At 61.7% G+C, this 22843-nt stretch carries 22 protein-coding genes; 15 read left to right on the forward strand and 7 right to left on the reverse strand.

The annotated features are described in order from the left end of the window. Positions 1 to 186 precede the first annotated feature (186 nt). From IGS60_RS16730 to IGS60_RS16740, 3 genes are all read left to right on the forward strand, one after another. Positions 187 to 963, forward strand: a complete 777-nt coding sequence (locus tag IGS60_RS16730; RefSeq protein WP_070221564.1) for an SDR family oxidoreductase — start codon at positions 187 to 189, stop codon at positions 961 to 963. 103 nt (positions 964 to 1066) lie between these two features. Continuing rightward, entirely contained in the window at positions 1067 to 1645 is a 579-nt protein-coding gene (locus IGS60_RS16735) for a bifunctional 2-polyprenyl-6-hydroxyphenol methylase/3-demethylubiquinol 3-O-methyltransferase UbiG (RefSeq protein ID WP_070221563.1), read from the forward strand. 8 nt (positions 1646 to 1653) lie between these two features. Further along, a complete protein-coding gene (locus IGS60_RS16740; protein ID WP_070289088.1) occupies positions 1654 to 2469 on the forward strand; it encodes a phytanoyl-CoA dioxygenase family protein in 816 nt (271 codons plus the stop codon). 9 nt (positions 2470 to 2478) lie between these two features. Here the strand turns inward: IGS60_RS16740 and IGS60_RS16745 are convergent, their stop codons facing one another. Further along, positions 2479 to 3045: a LuxR C-terminal-related transcriptional regulator gene (locus tag IGS60_RS16745; RefSeq protein WP_070221561.1), complete on the reverse strand. Its 567-nt coding sequence runs from the start codon at positions 3043 to 3045 to the stop codon at positions 2479 to 2481. Positions 3046 to 3192: 147 nt separating this feature from the next. Here IGS60_RS16745 and IGS60_RS16750 point away from each other — a divergent pair, with 147 nt between their 5' ends. From IGS60_RS16750 to IGS60_RS16760, 3 genes are all read left to right on the forward strand, one after another. Continuing rightward, positions 3193 to 3891, forward strand: a complete 699-nt coding sequence (locus IGS60_RS16750; RefSeq protein ID WP_070289089.1) for a CoA transferase subunit A — start codon at positions 3193 to 3195, stop codon at positions 3889 to 3891. Positions 3892 to 3912: 21 nt separating this feature from the next. Further along, entirely contained in the window at positions 3913 to 4563 is a 651-nt protein-coding gene (locus IGS60_RS16755) for a CoA transferase subunit B (RefSeq protein WP_070221586.1), read from the forward strand. A 152-nt stretch (positions 4564 to 4715) separates the two neighbouring features. Beyond that, positions 4716 to 5927 carry a DUF2235 domain-containing protein gene (locus tag IGS60_RS16760; protein WP_230505573.1) on the forward strand — a complete coding sequence of 404 codons (1212 nt, stop codon included), beginning with the start codon at positions 4716 to 4718 and terminating at the stop codon, positions 5925 to 5927. A gap of 9 nt (positions 5928 to 5936) precedes the next feature. Here IGS60_RS16760 and IGS60_RS16765 read toward each other — a convergent pair whose 3' ends face one another. Together IGS60_RS16765 and IGS60_RS16770 are read right to left on the reverse strand one after the other, a co-directional pair. Beyond that, positions 5937 to 6350, reverse strand: coding sequence for a DoxX family protein (locus IGS60_RS16765; protein ID WP_230505574.1), 414 nt, complete (start codon positions 6348 to 6350; stop codon positions 5937 to 5939). 249 nt (positions 6351 to 6599) lie between these two features. Next, a complete protein-coding gene (locus IGS60_RS16770) occupies positions 6600 to 7901 on the reverse strand; it encodes a dicarboxylate/amino acid:cation symporter (RefSeq protein WP_230505575.1) in 1302 nt (433 codons plus the stop codon). A gap of 263 nt (positions 7902 to 8164) precedes the next feature. Between IGS60_RS16770 and IGS60_RS16775 the strand changes: the two genes are divergently transcribed. Genes IGS60_RS16775 through IGS60_RS16785 form a run of 3 tightly spaced genes read left to right on the forward strand, consistent with a single transcriptional unit; the run spans position 8165 to position 11736 of the window. Then, on the forward strand, positions 8165 to 9046 hold the full coding sequence (locus IGS60_RS16775) for an alpha/beta fold hydrolase (protein ID WP_121669202.1): 882 nt from the start codon (positions 8165 to 8167) through the stop codon (positions 9044 to 9046). Positions 9047 to 9100: 54 nt separating this feature from the next. After that, a complete protein-coding gene (locus IGS60_RS16780; protein ID WP_070221557.1) occupies positions 9101 to 9451 on the forward strand; it encodes a RidA family protein in 351 nt (116 codons plus the stop codon). A 32-nt stretch (positions 9452 to 9483) separates the two neighbouring features. Then, complete coding sequence (locus IGS60_RS16785; protein WP_070221556.1) at positions 9484 to 11736, forward strand: bifunctional (p)ppGpp synthetase/guanosine-3',5'-bis(diphosphate) 3'-pyrophosphohydrolase; 2253 nt, start codon at positions 9484 to 9486, stop codon at positions 11734 to 11736. Positions 11737 to 11810: 74 nt separating this feature from the next. On the opposite strand, the gene IGS60_RS16790 is transcribed toward IGS60_RS16785, so the two are convergent. From IGS60_RS16790 to IGS60_RS16800, 3 genes are all read right to left on the reverse strand, one after another. Next, on the reverse strand, positions 11811 to 12761 hold the full coding sequence (locus IGS60_RS16790; RefSeq protein WP_099411152.1) for a cation diffusion facilitator family transporter: 951 nt from the start codon (positions 12759 to 12761) through the stop codon (positions 11811 to 11813). 118 nt (positions 12762 to 12879) lie between these two features. Beyond that, positions 12880 to 13752, reverse strand: a complete 873-nt coding sequence (locus tag IGS60_RS16795) for a pirin family protein (protein ID WP_230505576.1) — start codon at positions 13750 to 13752, stop codon at positions 12880 to 12882. Between the two features lie 57 nt (positions 13753 to 13809). Next, positions 13810 to 14409 (reverse strand): FMN-dependent NADH-azoreductase, encoded by a 600-nt coding sequence (locus IGS60_RS16800; protein WP_230505577.1) that lies wholly within the window; start codon positions 14407 to 14409, stop codon positions 13810 to 13812. A gap of 112 nt (positions 14410 to 14521) precedes the next feature. On the opposite strand from IGS60_RS16800, the gene IGS60_RS16805 reads away from it, so the two are divergent. Further along, positions 14522 to 15427, forward strand: coding sequence for a LysR family transcriptional regulator (locus IGS60_RS16805; protein ID WP_070311834.1), 906 nt, complete (start codon positions 14522 to 14524; stop codon positions 15425 to 15427). A gap of 17 nt (positions 15428 to 15444) precedes the next feature. On the opposite strand, the gene asd is transcribed toward IGS60_RS16805, so the two are convergent. Continuing rightward, positions 15445 to 16293: an archaetidylserine decarboxylase gene (asd, locus tag IGS60_RS16810; RefSeq protein ID WP_070221551.1), complete on the reverse strand. Its 849-nt coding sequence runs from the start codon at positions 16291 to 16293 to the stop codon at positions 15445 to 15447. Between the two features lie 381 nt (positions 16294 to 16674). Here asd and IGS60_RS16815 point away from each other — a divergent pair, with 381 nt between their 5' ends. The 5 genes from IGS60_RS16815 (at position 16675) to IGS60_RS16835 (ending at position 22770) form a co-directional block, all read left to right on the forward strand. Beyond that, positions 16675 to 18747: a TonB-dependent siderophore receptor gene (locus tag IGS60_RS16815; RefSeq protein ID WP_230505578.1), complete on the forward strand. Its 2073-nt coding sequence runs from the start codon at positions 16675 to 16677 to the stop codon at positions 18745 to 18747. A gap of 119 nt (positions 18748 to 18866) precedes the next feature. Next, positions 18867 to 20105 carry a DEAD/DEAH box helicase gene (locus tag IGS60_RS16820; RefSeq protein WP_070221583.1) on the forward strand — a complete coding sequence of 413 codons (1239 nt, stop codon included), beginning with the start codon at positions 18867 to 18869 and terminating at the stop codon, positions 20103 to 20105. A gap of 51 nt (positions 20106 to 20156) precedes the next feature. After that, on the forward strand, positions 20157 to 20774 hold the full coding sequence (locus tag IGS60_RS16825; RefSeq protein WP_230505579.1) for an LON peptidase substrate-binding domain-containing protein: 618 nt from the start codon (positions 20157 to 20159) through the stop codon (positions 20772 to 20774). Between the two features lie 141 nt (positions 20775 to 20915). Beyond that, positions 20916 to 21659, forward strand: coding sequence for a DNA-binding protein (locus IGS60_RS16830; protein ID WP_070221549.1), 744 nt, complete (start codon positions 20916 to 20918; stop codon positions 21657 to 21659). A 163-nt stretch (positions 21660 to 21822) separates the two neighbouring features. Beyond that, positions 21823 to 22770, forward strand: coding sequence for a cupin-like domain-containing protein (locus IGS60_RS16835; protein ID WP_070311831.1), 948 nt, complete (start codon positions 21823 to 21825; stop codon positions 22768 to 22770). The last annotated feature ends 73 nt before the right edge of the window (positions 22771 to 22843 follow it).

Consider the following 22843-nt stretch of genomic DNA (forward strand, 5'->3'; position numbering starts at 1 on the left):
GCTTGTTTTTGACGAGGATTGCAACTTTGGCGCCATTTTGCGTGACATTGCCCCTCGCCGCAATCTAAATCCGGCCATTTTGTGTAATGATGGCGTTTACTTTTGCTCGAGTGCGCGGCGGGGGAATTTGCCCGATTGCCATGGGCATGGCGTAAAGTGTTGTTTAAAATAAAACAGGAGTAGCTCGTGGGCATAGAAGTCAATTTCGAGGGCAAGATTGCCCTGATTACCGGCGCATCGAGTGGCCTCGGCGCGCGCTTTGCGAAAGTGCTGGCCCAGGCGGGCGCGCAGGTCGTGCTGGCGTCGCGCCGCACCGAACGCCTGAAGGAATTGCGCGCCGAGATCGAAGCGGACGGCGGTGCCGCGCACGTGGTGTCGCTCGACGTGACCGACTTTGCCAGCATCAAGTCGGCCATCGCCCATGCGGAAACGGAAGCGGGTCCCATCGATATCCTCGTCAACAATTCAGGTGTCTCCACCACGCAACGTCTGGTCGACGTCACGCCCGAAGATTACTCGTTCGTGATGGACACCAATCTGCGCGGTTCGTTCTTCGTGGCCCAGCAGACGGCCAAGCGCATGATCGCGCGCGCCAAGGGCGACCCGAAGAAACAGCACCGCATCATCAATATCGCCTCGATGGCCGGCTTGCAGGTGCTGCCGCAGATCGGCGTGTACTGCATGAGCAAGGCGGGCATGGTGCACATGACGCGCGCCATGGCTGTCGAATGGGGTAAATATGGCATCAACACCAACGCCATCTGCCCCGGCTACATTTCCACGGAAATCAACGAGGATTACTTTGCCACCGAGCAGGGCAAGAAACTGATCGAAATGCTGCCGAATAAACGGCCGGGCAAGCCGGAGGACCTCGACGGCCTGCTGCTGTTGCTGGCGGGCGAGGATTCGCACTTCATCAATGGCGCGATTATCTCCGCCGATGGCGGCATGGCCAGCATGTAAGCGGCAGAGGGAAGGTATTGTTGCCACAGGGAAAATTAGCGGCTATGATGTTTTTGCTTGCGGCATAGCGTCCGGGCATAACCACTATACGAGAATTTTTACGATGGCAACTCCTTCGAAGTTTGACAATGACACGTTTCAGCTGGCACGCGATCACTTGAACGCTTTTGTGGCAAGAACGGCCGCCAAGCTTGCCGGTGAGACGGGCAAGCTGCTGGAAGTGGGGCCGCAGGACCGCTCCACCGTGCGCGAAAACTTCAGCAATTTCAGCGTCGACACCTTTGATATCGTCGACACTTACAGCCCCACGCTGGTGGGCGACATCACCAAGGTCAATTCGGCGATCGCCGACAGCGCGTATGATTGCGTCGTCTGCCTGGAAGTGATCGAACATACGCTCAATCCCTTCGACACCGTCAAGGAAATCCGCCGCATCCTCAAGCATGAAGGCTATCTGCTCATTTCCGCCCCCTTGAACTGGCGCATCCATGGTCCGATTCCGGACTGCTGGCGCATTACCGAGCATGGCTGGAGCGCCTTGCTGCGCGATTTCGACATCATTGAAATTGATATCCTGGAAACGCCTGACCGCGAGCTGTTTCCTATCAAATATAACGTGCTGGCGAAGTGCAATAAGTTCAAAAACACGCAAGACAATGAACTGACGTTCCGCTTTATCTAGGAGTGGCGATGACACTGGCTGTAGTCAATGAGCAGACCCAAGACGTCTTGCAGCGCATCAGCGGGGAGCAGTTCCTGCCGGAGGTTTTCCGGGAGACAGGCGTTTTTGTCGTGCGTAATGCGATTGCACCGGATCTGCTGGCGCAATGGCAGCATGAGTGGGATATTTTTTATGATGCCAAGCTACGTGCCGGCCGCAATGTCAGCCAGGCCAATCCCGTTTCGCTGACCGAGGAATTGCCGCAGAAACTGCTGGAAATGTACCGCGCGCCGGTGTATGCCGCAACGCTGTCGCGCATATTCGGTCCCGACGTGGCGCTATACAATCACCGCTTCGTCATCAAGGATGCATTCAGTCCGAACAAGGTATTCCTGCACCAGGATAGCTGTTACCACCTGGGTAACTTGAACAAATGCAGCATTTTTACCGCATTGAGCCGTGTGGACGAGGATAACGGTGCGATGAGTTTTTATGTCGGCTCGCATAAACTCGGTTATCTCGGCGATGCCGGCGAAATCAACCCTGACAGTTTCAACATCCAGTTCGTCAAAGTCACGCCTATCCTCAATCCCGGCGATTTCGTGGTCATGCACAGTTCGACGTGGCATGAGTCGGGACCGAATGTGTCGGGTGTCCATCGCATTCTGGCCGATACGATTTTCCAGCCTGCGGACGACCCGACAGGCAAGGAATTGATCGCGGGCGAATGGAAGACCGATATTTTCTATTCGCCGCTCAATTGCATCCAGTATTTCGCCAACTCCAGGGTACTGAAAATCATCAAGTACGAAAAAGTAATGCGGGAGCAGGCCGGCACGCCGTAAACGTCCGCCTCAGCGCTGCAGCTGCAAGCCCACCAGCTTGTGCACCAGCTCCGACGACGTCGAGGCGGCAAATTTGCGCATCAGCTTGGCGCGGTGCATTTCCACCGTGCGGGGGCTGAGGTCGATCTGGCGGGCGATGACCTTGCTGGTCTTGCCTTCCACCAGCAGGGCGGCGATTTCGCGCTCGCGCGGGGTCAGTTCCGCCGTCACGGGACGTTTCTCGCTGACATCCTCGAACGTCCAGATGCCCGCTCCCAGCGGTTGATTCGGCAGCATGGCGTGGCCCGTCACGTGGCACCAGAACAATTCTCCATTGCTGCGGCGCATGATGCGCTCGTCCGAATAGCGGCCCCTGGCGTTCATGATGGGGATGATGCGGTCACCCGTGCGCAGGAATTCGTCGTGCGTGGGGTAGAGTACTTCGAAGGACTGGTCGTCGAGCTGGGCGCGCGCATAGCCGAACATGGCCGCCAGCGCTTCGTTGCAGCTGCGCATGATGCGGTTTTCCGACATGCACATGCCCACGGGCGCGTGCAGGAAGATGCTTTCATAATCGATGGCTGACGCGGCGTTCATCTGATACGTATCACTCTCACAGGGGGATTGCCGGCACGGCGCCGGTAGTTCTACGGTATTGTACTTTCCACTCGCGTATTTTATGCTGAGACGCTGCCTGAGTCATGGACTCAAGACCAAAGCTTAACAAAAGATAGAGGGACACCCATGAATAAAGTTTATCCTGACGCCGCCTCGGCGCTGGCCGGTATCGTCCAAGATGGCCAGACCATCGCCGTCGGCGGCTTCGGCCTGTGCGGCATTCCCGAAGCCCTGATCGGCGCCTTGCGCGATTCGGGCGTGACGGGCCTGACGGCCATTTCCAACAACGCGGGCGTGGACGGCTTCGGCCTGGGCCAGTTGCTGACCACGCGCCAGATCAAGAAAATGATCGCCTCCTATGTGGGTGAAAACAAGGAATTCGCGCGCCAGTACCTGGCCGGCGAACTGGAGCTGGAATTCACGCCGCAAGGCACCTTGGCCGAGAAACTGCGCGCCGGCGGCGCCGGCATCCCCGCCTTCTTCACCAAGACGGGCGTGGGCACCATCGTTGCCGACGGCAAGGAACTGCGCGAATTCGACGGCGAACAATACGTGATGGAACGCAGCCTCGTGGCCGACGTGGCCCTGGTCAAAGCCTACATGGCCGACCGCGCCGGCAACCTGATCTACCGCAAGACGGCGCGCAACTTCAACCCGAACGTGGCCATGGCGGGCAAGATCACCATCGTGGAAGTGGAAAAACTGGTCGAAGTGGGCGAGATCGACCCGGACCAGGTCCACACGCCGAGCATCTTCGTGCACCGCATCGTGGTCAACGCGAACCCGGAAAAACGCATCGAGCAGCGCACCGTGCGCGCCGACTAAATACAAGATTGGGAGATGATCATGGCTTGGACAAGAGATGAAATGGCCGCGCGCGCGGCAAAGGAATTGCAGGATGGCTTTTATGTGAATCTGGGCATCGGCTTGCCGACCCTGGTGGCCAACTATGTGCCGGACAATATCGAAGTGTTTTTGCAGTCGGAAAACGGCTTGCTGGGCATCGGCCCGTTTCCCACCGAAGATGAGGTTGATGCCGACCTGATCAACGCTGGCAAGCAGACGGTGACGGCCTTGCCCGGCGCCGCTTACTTCAGCTCGGCCGATTCGTTCGGCATGATTCGCGGCGGCAAGATCAACCTGGCTATCCTGGGCGCCATGCAAGTGTCGGAAAAGGGCGACCTGGCGAACTGGATGATTCCAGGCAAAATGGTCAAGGGCATGGGCGGCGCGATGGACCTCGTCGCCGGCGTCAAGCGCGTCGTCGTGCTGATGGAGCACGTGGCCACGGCCAAGGATGGCACGACGTCGCACAAGCTGCTGAAACAATGCGACCTGCCGCTGACGGGCGTGGGCGTGGTCGACGTCATCATCAGCGACCTGGGCGTCATCGACGTGACGGAAAACGGCTTGAAGCTGGTGGAACTGGCGCCGGGCGTGACCAAGGAGCAAGTGCAGGCGGCCACGGGCGCGGAACTGGACGTTTCCGCCGTATAAACGGATCGTTGCATGCATAAAAAAAGCGGACAGCGATGTCCGCTTTTTTTTCGCCGCGCACGCACTACGTCTGCGCCATGTCTAAGGCTGTCCCTGGAGTGTGCCTATGCTGGAGCGGTGCAGGGCAGACGAAGTCACGACAAGGAGCAGTCATGAAGGCAAACTGGTACGCATCGCCACTACTGAGGCGCATGGCAGGGAGTGTGTTGGCAGCGGGCTTGGCGGCGTTGCTGTCCGCCTGTGCTGCCGCCGGCGGCGAGCACGTCAACCCGGTGGTGACGGAGAAAGTATTTACGGGCGATCCCGCCCTGGCAAAAAACATCTTTGTCTTTCTGGATGGGACGCGCAATGACAGCGCCTCCGGGACCAATGTGCGCCGGGTCTTTGATGCGGTGCTCCATGCCGACGAGGCGCAGACCAGCGCCATCTATATCGAAGGCGTGGGCAGCGTCGAAAGTCCCGTGCTGGGCGCCAGTCTCGGCCTTGGCATGGAGCCGCGTATCCTGCGCGGCTATGACTTCGTCGCGCAGGCGTTTCGCCCCGGTGACAAGCTCTACATTTTGGGCTTCAGCCGTGGCGCCCACCAGGCCCGCGCACTGGCTGGCCTGATCGCCTATGCGGGCGTGCCGGCCAGGTCGGAAGACGAAATCGAACAACGGCTTCGGCGCGATAACGCCATCCTCGAAGTGGTCAAGCGCAAGAACGATGAAGCCTATGTGGATGCGTGGAAGGCGTGGCGGCCGGGACAGGAGCCGATCGCCGGTAAAGAACTGCGCGAACGTTTCAAGGTAGCCGTGGTGCCGGTGGAAATCCAATTTCTCGGCCTGTGGGATACCGTGCCCGGTTCCCTGTTCAAGGACTTCGGTGTGTGCAAGGAAATGAGCGACGGCAGGGACGGCGACCGCTACAAGTCCGATTCCTATCCGCCGATCCGCCGCATCCTGCACGCCGTGTCGCGCGATGAAAAGCGCAGCCGCTTCCATCCCATCTTGCTGTGTCCGCCCATTAATGCGGACTACACGAGCGTCAGCGAACTCTGGTTTCCCGGATCGCATGCCGATATCGGTGGTGGTTACGCCGATTCACGGTCGTTGTCCGACCTGTCGCTGGCGTGGATGATGACGGGCCTGGCGCAAGATTATGCGCTCCCGCCGTTGCAGCTGGCTGGCGATCCGCTGGGCCTGGCGCATTGGTCGATCGGCGACTGGCCGGCCAATTTGTTAAGCCATTGCGAGGACAGGGTATTGCCCGACGGCGCCATGCAGGCCCCGGCCCTGCAAGTGAGGACCGTTGCCGGCAGTGCGCCGTTGCGCATGCAGGGTGTGATCGAGCAACGGCCCTATCCGTTGGAGTGCTCGCGCTAGCCCGGTCGTTTATGCGGCGCCAGCCTTGCCGCGCAAACCGTCCAGGCTGTAAGCGCCAGCGCCTGCAACTGCGAAGTACAGGAAGGTGAAGCAGTACATCACGGCCATTTCGCCGCCGTTCAGGATCGGTAAAAAGCCGGCAGGCGCATGCGCGATGAAATAGGCGGCTGCCATCTGGCCCGACAGGATGAAGGCGACGGGGCGCGTGAACAGGCCGAGCAGCAGCAAGCTGCCGCCTACCAGCTCGATGACGCCGGCCGCGCCCATCAGGGAAAACAGTTGCAAGCCGTCGAACATGGCCACGTGCGGCGCACCGAACAGTTTTGCCGTGCCATGTTGCAGGAAAAGGAAGCCGAGGATGATGCGCAGCAAGCCCAGCAAGCGTGGGGACCAGGTGGCGTAGAGGGCGGGCGAGAGGGACATGGCGTACTCCATTCAAAGGTGGATGGTTCGGTGTCTGGCTTGCATTAACGCAATGTCATTATGCGGGAGCCTGGCGGCGAACAATAGACAGCACTGTAATGGTTTTTCATTCATTGATCATCCGATGAAATATTGATGCATGATTTACCATATGTTGATGATGCAATAAAAAACCCCTCGCGCATGCAAAAAGCCCCGCAGATCGCTCTGCGGGGCTTTTCAATGGAGAGTACAGCTTGCTTGGCGGGCTTACTTGACGATATTGACGGTCGGTGCAACGTAGGCGTCGTCGGCCGGGTGGGTGGGATGGGCCAGCTCGCTGTGCAGCTTGTCCATGTCCAGTTCCTTTTCCCATTTCGACACGACGATGGTGGCCACGCCGTTACCGACAAAGTTGGTCAGCGCGCGGCATTCGCTCATGAAGCGGTCGATGCCCAGGATCAGCGCCATGCCGGCCACGGGAATCGTCGGCACCACGGCCAGGGTGGCGGCCAGGGTGATGAAGCCGGCGCCCGTGATGCCGGACGCGCCTTTCGACGTCAGCATCGCCACGCCCAGGATGGTGAGCTCTTGCCAGATCGTCAGTTCCGTGTTGGTTGCTTGTGCAACAAACAGGGCGGCCATGGTCATGTAGATATTGGTGCCGTCCAGGTTGAACGAGTAGCCGGTCGGCACGACCAGGCCGACGACTGGCTTGGAGCAGCCCAGGCGCTCGAGTTTCTTCATCAGGGCCGGCAGCGCCGATTCCGACGAGCTGGTACCGAGCACGATCAGCAATTCTTCCTTGATGTACAACAAGAAGCGGCCGATGGAGAAGCCCGTGTACTTGGCGATCAGGCCCAGCACGACGAAGACGAACAGGAAGCAGGTCAGGTAGAACGAACCCATCAGTTTAGCCAGCGGGATCAGCGACGCCAGGCCGTATTTGCCGATGGTAAAGGCCATCGCGCCGAACGCGCCGATCGGAGCGACTTTCATGATGATGTTGACCATGCCGAAGATGGCGTGCGACAGCTCGTCGATCAGCTTGGTGACGGGACGGCCACGCTCGCCCAGCAGGGACAGCGAGAAACCGAACAGGATGGCGATCAACAGCACTTGCAGGATGTCGCCCTTGGCGAAGGCATCGACGAAGGTCTTCGGGATGATGTTCATCAGGAAGTCGACGGTGCTCATGCCTTCGGCGTGCGTGTATTGCGCGATCGACTTGGCATCGAGGTGGGCCGGATCGGCGTTGAAGCCGGCGCCCGGTTTCAGGATGTTAGCAACCAGCAAGCCAATGGCCAGCGCGAAGGTGGAGACCACTTCGAAGTACAGCAGCGCCTTGCCGCCCACGCGGCCGATTTTCTTGACGTCCTGCATGCCGGCGATGCCGGAGACCACGGTACAGAAGATCACGGGGGCGATGATCATCTTGATCAGTTTGATAAAGCCGTCGCCCAGCGGTTTCATGTCGACGGCGTTCAAAGGGTAGAACACCCCCAGCAGCACGCCAGCCACGATGGCGAACAGCACCTGTACGTACAGGATTTTATAGAATGGTTTTTTCACGAGTGGTCTCCTCTTGCGGGTTGATGCTGCGAATCATCCGCCCATTGGCAGGCGTGCTCAATTGTGGATAACCGCAGATATGCAGTTTCGCTATATCGGGTATTGCGCGATGAGGGGCGTGCGAGTGCTGTGCTGCGACGCAGCAATTCAGCCGCGCGCTTGGAGCATTGCCCGCGCTGCGCTACACTGCCGTAGCGTCGCGCGCGGGACATCCCTTGGCAGGCAGAAAGCGGTGCTCTTTTTATATCGAATAAGGAAATCGAATGATCGAAGCGAGCATCAAATCCGTCCAGTGCATCTCCCCCGCAGGCCTGCACACCATGTCGTACAAGGAGTGGGGCGCGCCCGACAATCCGAACGTGCTCGTCTGCGCCCATGGCGTGACGCGCGTGGCGGACGACTTCGACAACCTGGCGCGCGCCATGGCCAGCGATTACCGCGTGATCTGCCCCGACGTGGTGGGACGCGGGCGCTCGGGCTGGCTGGCCAATCCCCAGTTCTACCGCGTGCCCCAGTATGTGAGCGACATGGTGACCCTGCTGGCGCGCGTGCTGGCCAATGGCGAGCGCCAGACGGTGGACTGGTTCGGCACCTCGATGGGCGGCTTGATCGGCCTGGGCCTGGCCTCGTTGCCGCACAGCCCGATCAGCAAGCTGGTATTGAACGATATCGGCCCGACCCTGGCGCCGGAAGCCTTGCAGCGCATCGGCGACTACATCGGCCAGGACTTGCGTTTCGATACCTTCGAGCAGGGCGCCAAATTTGTGCGCGACGTGTCCGCCAGCTTCGGCCCGCACACGGATGCGGAATGGCATAAACTGGCAGTCGATGTGTTGCGGCAGGACAAGGATGGCCATTGGCGCCGTCACTATGATATGGGACTGGCCATGCCGTTCCGCTCGGCCACGCCGGAATCGGCGGCCAGCGACGAAGCCATGCTGTGGGCCGCGTACGATGCCGTGCGCTGCCCCACCTTGCTGGTGCGCGGGTCGGAATCCGATCTGCTGTCGCACGCGACGGCGCAGATCATGCTGGGCCGCGGCCCGAAAGCGGAACTGGTGGAAATCGCCGGCGTGGGCCATGCGCCCACTTTCGTCCACGACGACCAGATCGCCATCGCGCGCAAGTTTTTGCTGGGCAAGTAAGAAGGCAACAAGCAATACCGCTGTACAGATTTTGAAACAACCGAAAGAAGAAGCATGGAAATTACACGACTGCACGTAGGCAAACGCCTTTCTGAAGTAGCGATACATAACAACACCATCTACCTGGCGGGACAGATCGCGGAAGACACCACGCAAGGCATCGTCGGCCAGACGCGTGAAGTGCTCGGCCACGTCGACCGTTTGCTGATGGAAGCGGGCAGCGACAAGACGTGCATCCTGTCGTGCCAGATCTACATCGCCGACATGAAGGATTTCGACGGCATGAATGAAGTGTGGGACGACTGGGTCGCTTCCGGCCACACGCCGCCGCGCGCCACCGTGGAAGCGAAACTGGCCAATCCGGCTTGCTTGGTAGAAATCGTCATCATCGCTGCAGAGCGCTAAGTTATTGAGTTGTTAAGTTTATAAGGTATCACATGGTTTCCATCTCGGCCCCGAATAGCGCCACCTCGGAACAACTGGTAGAGGGCTTGAGTGCGCCGGACTGCGCGCGCGTGCTGGACGCGCTCGCGTATGCCACCGCAGCGTATGGCGACAAGCAGACCTTTGCCGGCCGCTCCGCGCTGGACTTCGCCATCGGCGTGGCCACGACGCTGGCGTTCCTGCGCAGCGATGCGGAAACACGCATCGCCGGCCTGATGTTCGAGCTGACCTTGCTGGAACCCGATACGGCGGCCGACATCGAGCCGCGCTTCGGCAAGCAGGTGTGCGACCTGGCGACAGGCGTGCGCCAGCTGATCCGTTTGCGTGCGCTGACCCAGGCGCAGCACGGCGGCGCTGCCGGGCGCGGCAAGAATGCTGCGCAGCAAGCCGTGGCCCAGGTGGAAACCTTGCGCAAGATGTTGCTGGCGATGGCGTCCGACATGCGTGTCGTGCTGGTGCGTCTGGCCGCCTGCGTGACGACCTTGCGTTACTTTGCCGACTTAAAACTGTTCAATGAAATGACGCGCGAGTACGGCAAGGAAACGCTGGATTTGTACGCGCCGCTGGCCAACCGCCTCGGCATCTGGCAACTGAAGTGGGAACTGGAAGATTTGTCGTTCCGCTTCATCGAACCGGAAGCGTATAAACGCATCGCCAAGATGCTGGAAGAAAAGCGCATGATGCGCGAGGGCTTCGTGTCCTCGGCGATTCTGCGCCTGCAGACGGAACTGGCTTCGGCCGGTATCCAGGCGGAAGTATTTGGCCGCCCGAAACATATTTACAGCATCTGGAACAAGATGCGCGGCAAGGAACTGGACTTTACGGCCCTGTATGACGTGCGCGCCTTCCGCGTCATCGTTGCCGACGTGAAAACTTGCTACACGGTGCTGGGCGTGGTCCACAATATCTGGACCCCCATCCCGAAGGAATTCGACGATTACATTTCGCGCCCGAAACCGAATGGTTACCAGTCGCTGCACACGGTGGTGACGGCCGAGGATGGCCGCCCGCTGGAAGTGCAAATCCGCACGAATGAAATGCACAGCTTTGCCGAATACGGCGTGGCTGCGCACTGGCGCTACAAGGAAGAGGGCGGCTCGAACTTTGCCGGCCAGAAGTACGACGAAAAGATCGCCTGGCTGCGCCAGTTGCTGGCCTGGAAAACGGAGGTGGCCGACGCCGTCGTGGGCCAGGAGGAAATCCAGCGCGAATGGGTGGAAAAGCTCAAGTCCGCCACCCTGGACGACCGCATCTTCGTCATGACGCCGCAGGCTCGCGTGCTGGAGTTGCCCGTGGGCGCCACGCCCGTCGACTTTGCGTATCACCTGCACACGGACGTGGGCCACCGCTGCCGCGGCGCCAAGGTCGACGGCATCATGGTGCCCCTGAATACGCAGTTGAAGAATGGCCAGACCTGCGAAATCATCACGGCCAAGGGCGCGCCGGGCACGGCCGGGCCGTCGCGCGACTGGCTCAGCGCCGGCTACGCCGTCAGCACGCGCACGCGCTCGAAGATCCGCGCCTGGTTCCATGCCATCGACATGCAGGAAACCCTGGCCCACGGCCGCGCGCTGGTGGAAAAGTCCTTGCAGCGCGAAGGCAAGACGGCCGTCAACCTCGAGGCGCTGGCGCAAAAGCTGGGCTTTGCCAAGGTCGACGAGCTGTTCCTGTCGGTGGGCAAGGATGAATTCAGCCTGCGCCACGTGGAGCAGGCGCTGCACGACAATGGCGAAGTGGTGGTGCCGGAAGACGCCGTGCTGGTGGGTAAAAGCCGCGCTTCCAGCGTGGAGCAGGGCGCCAAGTCCGGCGTGCTGGTGGTCGGCACGGAAGGCTTGATGACGGTGCTGGCCAAGTGCTGCAAGCCGGCGCCGCCGGACAGCATCGTCGGTTTTGTGACGCGCGGCAAGGGCGTTTCCATCCACCGCGCCACCTGTAAAAACTTCGAGGAAATGCGCGCCAAATCGCCCGAGCGCGTGATTTTTACCGAATGGGGCAGCACGGGCGGCCACGACACCGTGTATCCGGTCGACATCTTTATTCTGGCAGGCGACCGCCAGGGCTTGCTGCGCGACATTTCCGAAATCTTTTCGCGCGAAAAGATCAACGTGATCGGCGTCAACACCCAAAGCGCCAAGGGCCAGGCCCGCATGACGTTTACGGCCGAGATCAGTTCGACGGCGCAGTTGTTGAAGGCGCTGAATGTGATCAAGGATGTCAGCGGGGTCCTGGAAGCGCGGCGCAGTTAGTTGGAGTTACCCCGAGAGCAGAGGCTGGGGTCAGACCCGGCGGGTCTGACCCCGGTCTTTGCCGTTGGGTTCAATTAATGCGTCTTGTCACCCTGATGCAGCCCCGCCATTGCCGCCGTCTCCGGCTGCAAAGTAATATGGTCGATGCCATGCTTGGCCAGCAACATCTTCTTGATCGCGCGCAATACCTTCGGCCAATGGTCGAGGTGCTCGATTTCCACATGGCCGATCAGGGCCGGTTGGCCCGGCGACATGTCCCACACATGCAGATCGTGCACGGCAATCACGCCATCGACTTGTTCCACGTCCGTGCCCACTTCGATGTAGTCGATGTGCAGGGGCACGCCTTCCATCAGGAAGTGGTAGGACTCCTTCAATACCCCGAAAGTCGATTTCAGGATCAGCAGCGATACCAGCACGGACAGCAGCGGGTCGATCTGCATCCAGCCCGTAAAGTAAATCACGGCCCCCGCAACGATGGCGGCGACCGAGCCGAGCAAATCGCCCATCACGTGCACGAGGGCCGCGCGCGTGTTCACGCTTTGCTTGTCTTTCGACAATACCCACGCCACCACTACGTTGATCGCCAGGCCGATGAAGGCGACGATGAAGACCATGCCGCCCTTGACGGGTTGCGGGGCGGAAAAGCGCAGCACGGCTTCATAGCAGATCCAGCCCACCACGCACAGCATGGCCAGGCCGTTGACGAAGGCGGCCAGCGCCTCGGCGCGGCCGAAGCCGAACGAGTGGCGCGGCGACGGGGGGCGGCGCGCGATCAGTTGCGCCAGCAGGGCCAGGCCCAGCGCGGCCGCGTCCGTGACCATGTGGCCCGCGTCGGAAATCAGCGCCAGCGAATTGGACAGGAAACCGGCCGCCACCTCGATGCCGGCAAACGACAGGGTCAGGCCCAGCGCCCACGCGAGGATGCTCTGGCTGCGGCCCTCGAACGAGTGGGTGTGCTTGGCGTCGCCCTTCAGGTGGGCATGCAAATGGGTGGCGTCGTGTTCGGTGTGCGTCGGCTGCATGGAATGCTTTGTTGAATGAGGTTGCCGCCAGTGTAATTGAAAAGCAACAACATAGGCGGCACGTAAAAAACCCGCAGGCCCGGAGGCGCTGCAGGTTTTTGCTGGTACACGTCAGTTACTATGCTGCCGTCTCGCCAAACTTGCCTTCGCGGAAATCCTGTACGGCCTGGAATACTTCCGCCTGGGTATTCATGACAAACGGGCCATACTGCGCGATCGGCTCGTTCAAGGGCTGGCCGGCGACGAGGATCACGCGGCCGCCTTCCGGTGCTTCGATGCGCACGCCGTCGCTGCCCGGCGTGTTGGCGAAGATGGCCATGCGCAGGGCGGGCACGGCCTTGCCATCGACTCGCACTTCGCCGCGGAACGTGTACAGGAAGGCGTTATGGCCTGGCGGCAAGGGCTGCTCGAAGCTGCTGCCAGCTGGCAAGTCGATATCGAGGTACAGCGGTTCCGTCAATTCGCGCTGCACGGCGCCCGTCACGCCATGGCTCTCGCCGGCGATCACTTGCACTGCCACGCCGTCATCCGTCGTGTAGCGGGGGATCTCGGCGCTTGTAAAATCGCGGTACCACGGCGTGCGCATCTTGTCGCGCGCGGGCAGGTTCAGCCACAGCTGAAAACCTTCCATCACGCCTTCTTCCTGTTCCGGCATTTCCGAATGGATCACGCCGCTGCCGGCCGTCATCCATTGCACGCCGCCCGACGTCAGCAAGCCTTCGTGGCCCGCGCTGTCCTTGTGGCGCATGCGCCCCGTGATCATGTACGAGACCGTTTCGAAACCCCGGTGCGGATGCTCGGGGAAGCCGGCGATGTAGTCGTTCGGCTTGTCGCTGGCAAAGTTGTCGAGCATCAAGAACGGGTCGAGACGGCGCTGCAGCTGCTGCGTCAGCACGCGGTTGATCTTCACGCCGGCGCCATCCATGACGGCCTGGCCGGCGATCACGCGCTCGACGGCGCGTGGCTTGTTGACGGTGGTGGTGTCGCTCATTGTTCTCTCCTCTAGGCCTGGACGGCGCCAGTGCGCCGTCCCTTTCACTGCTGGGAATTACACCAGGATCGCGTTGATCTCGGCATCGGCTTGCGCCTGTGCCTTGGCCACGGCTTCCGGACCCATGCCCATGCCTTCCGAATACACGTATTGCACGTCGGTCATGCCCAGAAAGCCAAACATGGTGTTCAGGTAAGGCACTTGGCTATCGTTGGCGCTGTCGCGGTGCAAGCCGCCGCGGGACAGGCCCACGTAGACTTTCTTGCCGGTCAAGAGGCCAACCGGGCCGTTTTCCGTGTACTTGAAGGTGACGTTGGCGCGGGCAATCGCGTCGAACCAGCTTTTCAGTTGCACGGTGATGCCGAAGTTGTACATCGGCGCGCCGATGACGATGACGTCAGCTGCCTGCACTTGCGCAATCAGCGCGTCGTCCAGGGCGATGCGGGCCGCCTGTTCCGGCGTGCGCTTGTCGGCCGGCGTGAACAGCGCTTGCAGGGTCGGCTCGTCGAGCACAGGGTGCGGTTGGGCAGCCAGGTCGCGGCGGACCAGGGCGGCGCCAGGATTGGCGGCTTGTACGCGGGCAACGATGGCGTCAGCCAGGCGGGTCGAGGCGGAGCCGGTGCTGCGGGCGCTGGAATTGATTTGCAGGATGTTCATCTTGTTTCTCCGTGTGAGGTGCCTTGCGATGGATGAACTATAGCAATTCCAAAAACCATCCGGAAGCCGTTAAAATGGATAACATTAATCCACCAATGGAACAATCAAAGCTATGGATATCGATCCCGGAGATTTGCTGCTGTTCGCCCGCGTCGTCGAATGCGGCAGTTTTTCGCGCGCCGCCGTGCGCGTGGACTTGCCCAAGTCGACCCTGTCGCGCCGCATCTCGCAGCTGGAAGCGAAACTGGGCGAACGGCTGCTGCTGCGCACCACGCGCAAGCTGGCGCTGACGGAGTTCGGCGCCAGCCTGCTCGAACATGCGCGCAAGGTGGTCGAGGAAACGGAAGCGGCCGGCGCGCTGGCCCAGCACCGCCAGGCGGGGCCCAGCGGCTTGCTGCGCATCTCCATGCCGGCCGACTTCGGCGACGCGCTGATGCGCCAGGTGCTGGCCGAATTCGTGCGCCGCTATCCGGCCATTTCGCTGGAACTGGACTTGTCGGCGCGCCGCGTGGATTTGCTGGAAGAAAATTTCGACCTCGCCATCCGCATGGGCAACTTGCCCGACGACGCCAGCCTGTCCGCGCGCCGCGTGGCCTTCAGTACGCTGGCCTTGTATGCCTCGCCGCAATACACGAGCGTGCACGGCTTGCCCGAGCATCCCGACGACCTGTATGGCCACGATTTACTGAGCTTGCCGCGCGCCGTGCATGGCCTCGTGCATTGGACTTTGATCCGCGGCAAGACGACGTGGGAGCGCGATCTGCCCGTGCGCTTGCTGGCCAATTCGCCGGAACTGCTGGTGCGCATGGCCTGCACGGGCGTGGGCATCGCGGCCAGCACGGACCGCTTTGCCAAGGCCTATGTGGCGACGGGGGAATTGGTGCGCGTGTTGCCGGAGTGGAGTTTTCCGCTCGTCACGGGTTGGGCCGTGTTTCCCGGCCGGCGTTTGATGCCGGCCAAGACGCGGGCATTTCTCGATCTGATGGAAGAGATGTATCAAACGGACGCGCCCGTGTAGGCGCGCATCCTGTTGGCTTAGCTGGGCACGTTGCCCATGACTTCGCCCAGTTGCACGGGGCCGGCCGGTTGCCAGTTGGCGTTGAATTGCACGGTGTCTTTCGGGAACAGCATGACGACGGTGGAACCGAGCAGGAAGCGGCCCAGCTCTTCGCCCTGTTTCAGCACGACATTGTCGTTCGCATAGCTCCAGTCGCGGATCTCGCCCGTGCGGGGCGGGTTGACGACGCCGTGCCAGACGGTGGCCATGCTGCCGACGATGGTGGCGCCCACCAAGGTCATGACGAAGGGGCCGTTGGCCGTGTCGAACACGCAGACGACGCGCTCGTTGCGGGCGAACAGGCCGGGAATGCCGCGCGCCGTCGTCGGGTTGACGGAGAACAATTCACCGGGCACATAAATCATGCGCGTCAAGCGGCCGTCGCACGGCATGTGGATGCGGTGGTAGTCGCGCGGGCTCAGGTACAGGTTGGCGAAGCTGCCATGTTCGAACTGGGCCGCCAGGGCCGCGTCGCCGCCCACCAGGGCCGTGGTGCTGAAGTTGTGGCCCTTGGCCTGGAAGATCTGGTCCTTGTCGATCTTGCCGAACTGGCTGATGCGGCCATCGACGGGGCAGATGTAGTCGGCCTTGGCCAGCGGACGGGCATCGGGGCGCAGCGCGCGCGTGAAAAAGTCGTTGAAGCTCGTGTAGTGCGTGATGTCCGGGTCCAGCGCCTCATCCATGTTGACGTTGTAACGGCCGACGAACCAGCGGATCAAACGGGTGGTCATGGCGCCGCCTTTGGCGCCGGCGATCCGGCCGGCAAAGTTGGTCAACGCTCCTTTTGGAAGCAGATATTGAGGCAGGACGGCAAGACGGTCAGACACGATGGGAAGCCTTTGACGGGGTGATGGGAACAATGGTGAAAACGCATTATAGCGGCGATGTGGCGCGCAATGATATGCGCCGTATGCAAGGGGGCGTATCGCAGCCTGCCGCCGAATTTAATTTGCTATAGGAAATATTTTCAGGAAACTGTGCCAGTCAGAAAAAATTACAGCACAATACGGCGGCCTGTTTTTTAGCTTTCAGCCATTTTTATTCAGCCAACTTTTTTCAGTCAGGTCATGATGCCACGCCGTTGCCTCCGCCTCACCGTCCTTTGTTCCGCCGTTTTACTTGCATGGAATGCCCATGCCCAGCAATCCGAAACGCCGGCCGTTGATACCGCCGCCGTGCCGTTGAAGGCCGAAAAGGCTGAAAATCCCATGCAAACCGTCGAAGTCAAGGGCAGCGGCTACGATCCGCGCCGCGACGATACGGCCAGCAAGATGATCGTGGGCAGCGAGGAAATCCTCAAGTATGGCGACACGAACGTCACCGACGTGCTCAAACGCTTGCCCGGCATTACCGTGTCCGGCGCGGCCGGGCGCTCGGGCGGCGAAATCCGCATGCGCGGCCTGGGCAGCGGCTACACGCAGATATTGCTCAACGGCGAACGGGCGCCGGCCGGTTTTTCGCTCGACACCCTGTCGCCCGACGTGATCGAGCGCATCGAGATCCTGCACGCGGCCAGCGCCGAGTACAGCACGCAGTCGATCGCCGGCACCATCAATGTGGTGCTCAAGAGAGCCGTGAAGACGGCGCAGCGCGAACTCAAGCTGGGTGTGCAAGGCAGCGACGTGAGCTTTTCGCCCAGCGTGAATCTGCAACTGTCCGACCGCGACGGCAATTTTTCATACTCGCTGGCCGGTTCGCTGTACCGCTACGACTACCATTACGACAATCCCGGCCTGGAACTGGGCTACGCGCCCGACGGCCGGCAAAACCTGCTGCGTCGCACGAACGGCACGGGCGATGGCCGCCCGGAAGGCATCAATCTGTCGCCGCGCCTGAACTGGGTGCTGGCCAACGGCGACAACGTGACGGCGCAATTCTTTTTCAACGGCGGACGCTCGAATCACCGCAATTTCAGCCGCGCGGAAACGGAGCAGGGCGTGCGCCCCGATTACGACACGAATACGGGCAGCTCCAGCAACCACAACGCCTTCGGCCGCAGCGACCTGACGTGGATGCACAAGCTGGCCGGCGGCGCCAAACTGGAGCTGAAGATCGGCGCCTCGGCCGCCCGCAACACGTCCGACAGCCTGCAGCAAGGCTTTATCGACGGCAGCGGCCTGGCGCTCGAGCGCAAGGTGGGCGTGAAGGCGACGGAAAACGGCGTCAGTTCCACCGGCAAGTATTCCTCGCCCTTGCTGCCCGGCCATGCCCTGTCGATGGGCTGGGATGGCGCCTACACGGAGCGCGAGGAAACGCGCCGCCAGCGCGAAGCGGCCCTGGGCGTGCGTCCGCCCGTCAACAGCGACGAGGGTTTCGACGCCACCATCAAGCGCCTGGCCCTGTACGTGCAGGATGAATGGGAAATCACGCCGCGCTGGTCCATGTATGCGGGCGTGCGCTGGGAAGGCATCGATACGCGCAGCGCGGGCGATACCTACGACGAAGTGAACCAGCGCACCAGCGTGTGGAGCCCGCTGCTGCAAACCCTGTGGAAGTTGCCCGATACCAAGGGCGACCAGGTGCGCCTGGCCCTGACGCGCACCTACAAGGCGCAGCCCACGGCGAGCCTGATTCCGCGCCGCAATACCTCGACGAACAACAGCCAGACGGACCCTGACCGCGAAGGCAATCCCTACCTGAAACCGGAACTGGCGCTGGGCATCGACGCTTCCTACGAGCACTACTGGGCCGAAGGTGCCTTGCTCAGCGCGCGCGCCTCGGCCCGCCGCATCGATGGTTATACGCGCCAGGGTTTGTTGTTCATCAATGATCGTTGGGTCTCCACGCCCGTCAACGATGGCCGCGCCAATACGCAGACACTGGAACTGGAAGCGAAGTTCCCGCTGCGCGCCGTGATGGCCGCGCCCGTGCCGGCCATCGACCTGCGCGCCAGCGTCAGCCGCAACTGGTCACAGGTGGAGCAGGTGCCGGGGCCAAACAACCGGCTCGACCAGCAAACGCCCGTCAGCGGCAATGTCGGTCTCGACTACAAGACGCCGGACGGCGTCTTGACCACGGGCGGCAGCTTCAACTTCCGCAATGGCGGCCCCGTGCGCATCACCGAACGCCAGAGCGCCTATACGTCGCCGCGGCGCGACCTCGACATTTATGCGTTGTGGAAATTCGATGCGAAGAACCAGCTGCGCCTGGCTGTGTCGAACCTGCTGGCGCAAGACTTCGAAAGCGACACCATCTATACGAATGCCAGCGGCACGATCGTGCGCAACAGCATCTCGCCGAGCTCGCCGCAGGCGCGCGCCACCCTGGAAATGAAGTTCTGATGGCGATGTTCTCGCGCTGAAAACCCCGGCCGGCATCCCCGCTGGCCTATAATCTCGGCAATTGCGCGCGCGGCCAGCCCGTGCGCGCCGCCTTTTCATTTGCCAAGATTGCTTTCCCCATGACGTTTTCCTCCCTCGGCCTGATCGATCCCCTGGCCCGCAAACTCGATGAGCTCGGCTATGCCAAGCCCACGCCCGTGCAGGCACAGGCAATCCCGGCCGTGCTGGCCGGGCGCGACCTGATGGCCGCCGCCCAGACGGGTACGGGCAAGACGGCCGGCTTTGCCGTGCCGCTGCTGCAGCGCCTGACCCTGGAAGGCGTGGTGGCGCCGCAATGCGTGCGCGTGCTGGTGCTGGTGCCCACGCGCGAGCTGGCCGAGCAAGTCTATGCAAGCTTCCGCAGCTATGGCGGCAACTTGCCGCTGCGCAGCTTTGTCGCCTATGGCGGCGTGCCCATCGAGCCGCAGATCAGCAAGCTGCGCAAGGGCCTCGACGTGCTGGTGGCCACGCCGGGCCGTTTGCTGGACTTGCAGACGCAGGGCGCCGTCAAGTTCGAGCAAGTGCAGACGCTGGTGCTGGACGAGGCGGACCGCATGCTGGACCTCGGCTTCGAGCGCGAACTCGATATCTTGCTGATGACGATGCCCAAGCAGCGCCAGACCCTGCTGTTCTCGGCCACCTTCTCGGACGCCATCCGCGCCATGGCGAAAACCATGCTGAAGGACCCCGTGTCGGTGGAAGTGAGCGCGCGCAACAGCACGGTGAAAGCCGTCAAGCAGTCGGTGATCGTGTGCGACAAGAAACGCAAGCCGGAACTGTTTTTGCACTTGCTGAAGAAAAAGCGCTGGGGCCAGGTCCTCGTCTTCGTCAAGACGCGCAAGGGCGTCGAGCTGCTGGTGAATACCTTGCTGGAGCAGGGCGTGCGCGCCGATTCCATCCACGGCGACAAGACGCAGCCGAACCGCTTGCGCGCGCTGGCCCGTTTCAAATCTGCCGAGGTGCAGGTGCTGGTGGCCACCGACGTGGCCGCCCGTGGCCTCGACATCGACCAATTGCCCGTCGTCGTCAATTTCGACTTGCCCACCGTTGCGGAAGACTATATCCACCGCATCGGCCGCACGGGCCGCGCGGGCGCTTCGGGAGAGGCCATTTCCCTCGTCTGCGCCGATGAAGTGGAATTGCTGTCGGCCGTGGAAGCGCTGACGCGGCAAACCCTCAAACGCAACGAGGAGCCTGGTTTTGAGGCGGAACACCGCGTGCCGGGCACGTCCGCCGGAGGCACGATTCAGAAAAAGATCGTGAAAGTGCTGGCGCCGAAGGCGGCGGAGCGGGCGAAAAAGCGCCGTTTTTATAAGTAAAGGACGCACAAGGCGCGCAGCACGGATATCGCATTCGTGCCATCATACGCCATGACCTCGATACCTTTGTTCCCGCTCAATACGGTGCTGTATCCCGACGGCTATCTGCCCCTGCAGATCTTCGAGGTACGCTACCTGGACATGATACGTCAGTGCATCATGGGCGAGCAGCCGTTCGGCGTGGTGCAGCTGCTGGACGGCGCGGAAGTGCGCAAGCCGGGCCAGCTGGAAACCCTGGCGCCCGAGGGCACCCTGGCGCGCGTCATCGACTGGGCCGCGCCCTTGTCGGGCTTGCTGCAAATCAAATGCATGGGCATGCAGCGCTTTCACATCGTCTCCAGCGAACAGCTGAAAAACGGCTTGTGGATGGCGCAGGTCGAAACCTTGCCGCCCGATAAAACCATTCCCATCCCTCAGGAGCAGCAGAACGTGGCCGACGCACTGGGTGCCCTGATCCGCACCTTGCAGGAGCAAAAGATTCCGCCCGATCAAATGCCCCTGCAGCCGCCGTACCGCCTCGACGAGTGCGGCTGGGTGGCGAACCGGTGGTGCGAGCTGCTGTCGCTGAGCGCCATGCAAAAGCAATTGCTGCTGAGCCAGGACAATCCCGTGCTGCGCCTGGAACTGGTGCAGGATATGCTCACGGAAAACGGCTTGCTGGAAGAGTAGACACGCCAGGCCGCATGTTTTCTCGCGCTTCCGTTGTGCAATTGCAATTTCTATTGAGAAATACTTTACGCTTTGCCGCCGCTGGCATAAGATAATGCCCCTGGGCAAGATTGTCCTGAGCAACATTCAAGAGCACACGACATGGCAAAAGTAAGCGCGGAACAGATCAATGCGGCAATGGAATCGATGGCGGGTGAAGGCCAGGCCATCACGGTGCGCGCCTTGCGCGAACGGCTGGGCAACGCTGCCTGCCTGGGTACCATCAGCAAGCTCTTGCAGCGCCGCAAGGCGGGTGCGCAGCGCCAGATCGCCGCCGCCGCCGAACTGTCGCCCGTGCTGCAGCAAGCCATCCTCGATTATGTAGGACAGGAATTAAGCGCCAGCCACAGCGCGCATGAAGCCGAGATGAACGACAATCAACAGGAATTGATGGACCTGGCCAGCGAGAACGAGCGCCAGCAAGAGTTGCTCGACTTGCAGGCGGGCGAGCTGGAAACCCTGCGCGAGGAACTCGAGCGCGAGCGGCAGGTGGCGAATCAGGCTAGAACGGACCTGGCCAAGGCGCAGCTGCGCCTGGAAGGCTTGCCGCGCCTGGAAGAGGCGGCCGAGCAGGCGCGCATGGACCTGGCCAAGGCGCAGTTCAAGCTCGAAGGCATCCCGCGCCTGGAAGAGGCCGCCGAAGCGGCGCGCGCGGAACTGATCCAGGCACAGCTGAAGCTGGAAAGCCTGACGCGCGTGGAAACGGAACTGGCGGCCGCGCGCCTGGAACTGGAAGCGGAACGCGAAGAGCTGGGCGAAACGCGCGCGGAGCTGGACGAGGAACGCACCTTGCGCATCAAGGCGCAGCAGTTTATCGTCGATCCGATCTTCAAAACACCTGTCTGAGGACACCTGACCTAAGCTGCTGCGCGTCGGTATAGGTAGCTCGCGACGGTTTTGTCAGGTGTCGATACGTCGGGGGAATATGTCATGCGAGCCTTGCTGGCTTAAAATGGCGCACTGTCGCGCCATGCCATGCCATGTGACGCCTTGATCGCAAAGAAGGTTTATGTCTGTAGAAAAAGAAGTGCCGCTCCCGCTTGCGGCCGCCCCCATCGCGCCGCGCGCGCTGCCGCCCCGGCCGCCAGCCGAATTCAGTTCGCCCGAAGCGGCATTGGCACGCAAGCTGGCGCGCGAAGATAAGGATGCGCAGGTGCGCGGCGTTACGTCCATCGACGCCATGCGCGAGGCCATCAAGCGGGCGGCGCGTGACTTGCCGGCCATTACCGAAGTGCCGCGCCTGGCCATGCTGGACGCCGCCGCCTTCCGCGCGCGCGCCGCGCTGGGCTTGCCCTTCCTGATGCGCGGGCTGGTGCGGCGCTGGCCTTTGTCGGCATTGGGGCCAGAGGTCTTGCGCGAACGGTTCAGCCACGTGCCCGTGCGCGCGCGGGTGGGCGACTATATCAATACGGCGTTCGCGGCCGACCGCGCCATGCAGGACATGTCGATGGGGCAATATCTTGACCTGGTGGAAGAAGGGGCGCACGCGTTGCCGCCGTACCTGGGCAACCTGGAATTGCGCGAGCTGAACCGCCTGTGCCACTGGCCCACGTATTTCGACAAGATGGGCCCGCCGCGTTTCTGGGTGGGGCCGGCCGGCACGGTGACGCCCCTGCATTGCGATTACGACGACAATATCTTCGCGCAAGTGTGGGGCCGCAAGCGCATCTTTTTGTCGCCGCCGCACCACGACGTTTTTCTGTACCCCAGCGAAGCGAACGCCATCCTGTTCGGTTCGCCCTTCGACCCGGAAGCGCCCGATTTCCAGCGCTTCCCCTTAGCAAGCCAGGCGACCATGATCGAATGCCTCGTCGAGCCGGGCGACATGCTGTACGTGCCCGCCGGCTGGTACCATCAGGTGCGCGCGCTGACGTTTTCGCTGTCGTCTAACCGCTGGGCCAGGGCCATGCCGCTGGCCCTGCATGGCGGAGCGGCGCTGCGGCGTACGGAGGCCTGACCTTATGGCGCGATGGCCAGTGCCGGCAGGCGCAGCGCGGCACCTCGTGCTGGCAGCGGAAACCGGATGAATG

Source organism: Janthinobacterium sp. FW305-128 (assembly GCF_020858135.1).
Lineage (GTDB): Bacteria > Pseudomonadota > Gammaproteobacteria > Burkholderiales > Burkholderiaceae_D > Janthinobacterium.

What these genes read in the sequence shown, in the direction of transcription:
- IGS60_RS16830 (WP_070221549.1), top strand. Translation starts at nt 20,916, where the DNA reads ATGGCAAAAGTAAGCGCGGAACAGATCAATGCGGCAATGGAATCGATG.
- IGS60_RS16785 (WP_070221556.1), top strand. Translation starts at nt 9,484, where the DNA reads ATGGTTTCCATCTCGGCCCCGAATAGCGCCACCTCGGAACAACTGGTA.
- IGS60_RS16780 (WP_070221557.1), top strand. Translation starts at nt 9,101, where the DNA reads ATGGAAATTACACGACTGCACGTAGGCAAACGCCTTTCTGAAGTAGCG.
- IGS60_RS16820 (WP_070221583.1), top strand. Translation starts at nt 18,867, where the DNA reads ATGACGTTTTCCTCCCTCGGCCTGATCGATCCCCTGGCCCGCAAACTC.
- IGS60_RS16790 (WP_099411152.1), bottom strand. Translation starts at nt 12,761, where the DNA reads ATGCAGCCGACGCACACCGAACACGACGCCACCCATTTGCATGCCCAC.
- IGS60_RS16750 (WP_070289089.1), top strand. Translation starts at nt 3,193, where the DNA reads ATGAATAAAGTTTATCCTGACGCCGCCTCGGCGCTGGCCGGTATCGTC.
- IGS60_RS16800 (WP_230505577.1), bottom strand. Translation starts at nt 14,409, where the DNA reads ATGAACATCCTGCAAATCAATTCCAGCGCCCGCAGCACCGGCTCCGCC.
- IGS60_RS16815 (WP_230505578.1), top strand. Translation starts at nt 16,675, where the DNA reads ATGCAAACCGTCGAAGTCAAGGGCAGCGGCTACGATCCGCGCCGCGAC.
- IGS60_RS16735 (WP_070221563.1), top strand. Translation starts at nt 1,067, where the DNA reads ATGGCAACTCCTTCGAAGTTTGACAATGACACGTTTCAGCTGGCACGC.
- IGS60_RS16825 (WP_230505579.1), top strand. Translation starts at nt 20,157, where the DNA reads ATGACCTCGATACCTTTGTTCCCGCTCAATACGGTGCTGTATCCCGAC.
- IGS60_RS16745 (WP_070221561.1), bottom strand. Translation starts at nt 3,045, where the DNA reads ATGAACGCCGCGTCAGCCATCGATTATGAAAGCATCTTCCTGCACGCG.
- IGS60_RS16740 (WP_070289088.1), top strand. Translation starts at nt 1,654, where the DNA reads ATGACACTGGCTGTAGTCAATGAGCAGACCCAAGACGTCTTGCAGCGC.
- IGS60_RS16795 (WP_230505576.1), bottom strand. Translation starts at nt 13,752, where the DNA reads ATGAGCGACACCACCACCGTCAACAAGCCACGCGCCGTCGAGCGCGTG.
- IGS60_RS16760 (WP_230505573.1), top strand. Translation starts at nt 4,716, where the DNA reads ATGAAGGCAAACTGGTACGCATCGCCACTACTGAGGCGCATGGCAGGG.
- IGS60_RS16765 (WP_230505574.1), bottom strand. Translation starts at nt 6,350, where the DNA reads ATGTCCCTCTCGCCCGCCCTCTACGCCACCTGGTCCCCACGCTTGCTG.
- IGS60_RS16805 (WP_070311834.1), top strand. Translation starts at nt 14,522, where the DNA reads ATGGATATCGATCCCGGAGATTTGCTGCTGTTCGCCCGCGTCGTCGAA.
- IGS60_RS16755 (WP_070221586.1), top strand. Translation starts at nt 3,913, where the DNA reads ATGGCTTGGACAAGAGATGAAATGGCCGCGCGCGCGGCAAAGGAATTG.
- IGS60_RS16775 (WP_121669202.1), top strand. Translation starts at nt 8,165, where the DNA reads ATGATCGAAGCGAGCATCAAATCCGTCCAGTGCATCTCCCCCGCAGGC.
- IGS60_RS16835 (WP_070311831.1), top strand. Translation starts at nt 21,823, where the DNA reads ATGTCTGTAGAAAAAGAAGTGCCGCTCCCGCTTGCGGCCGCCCCCATC.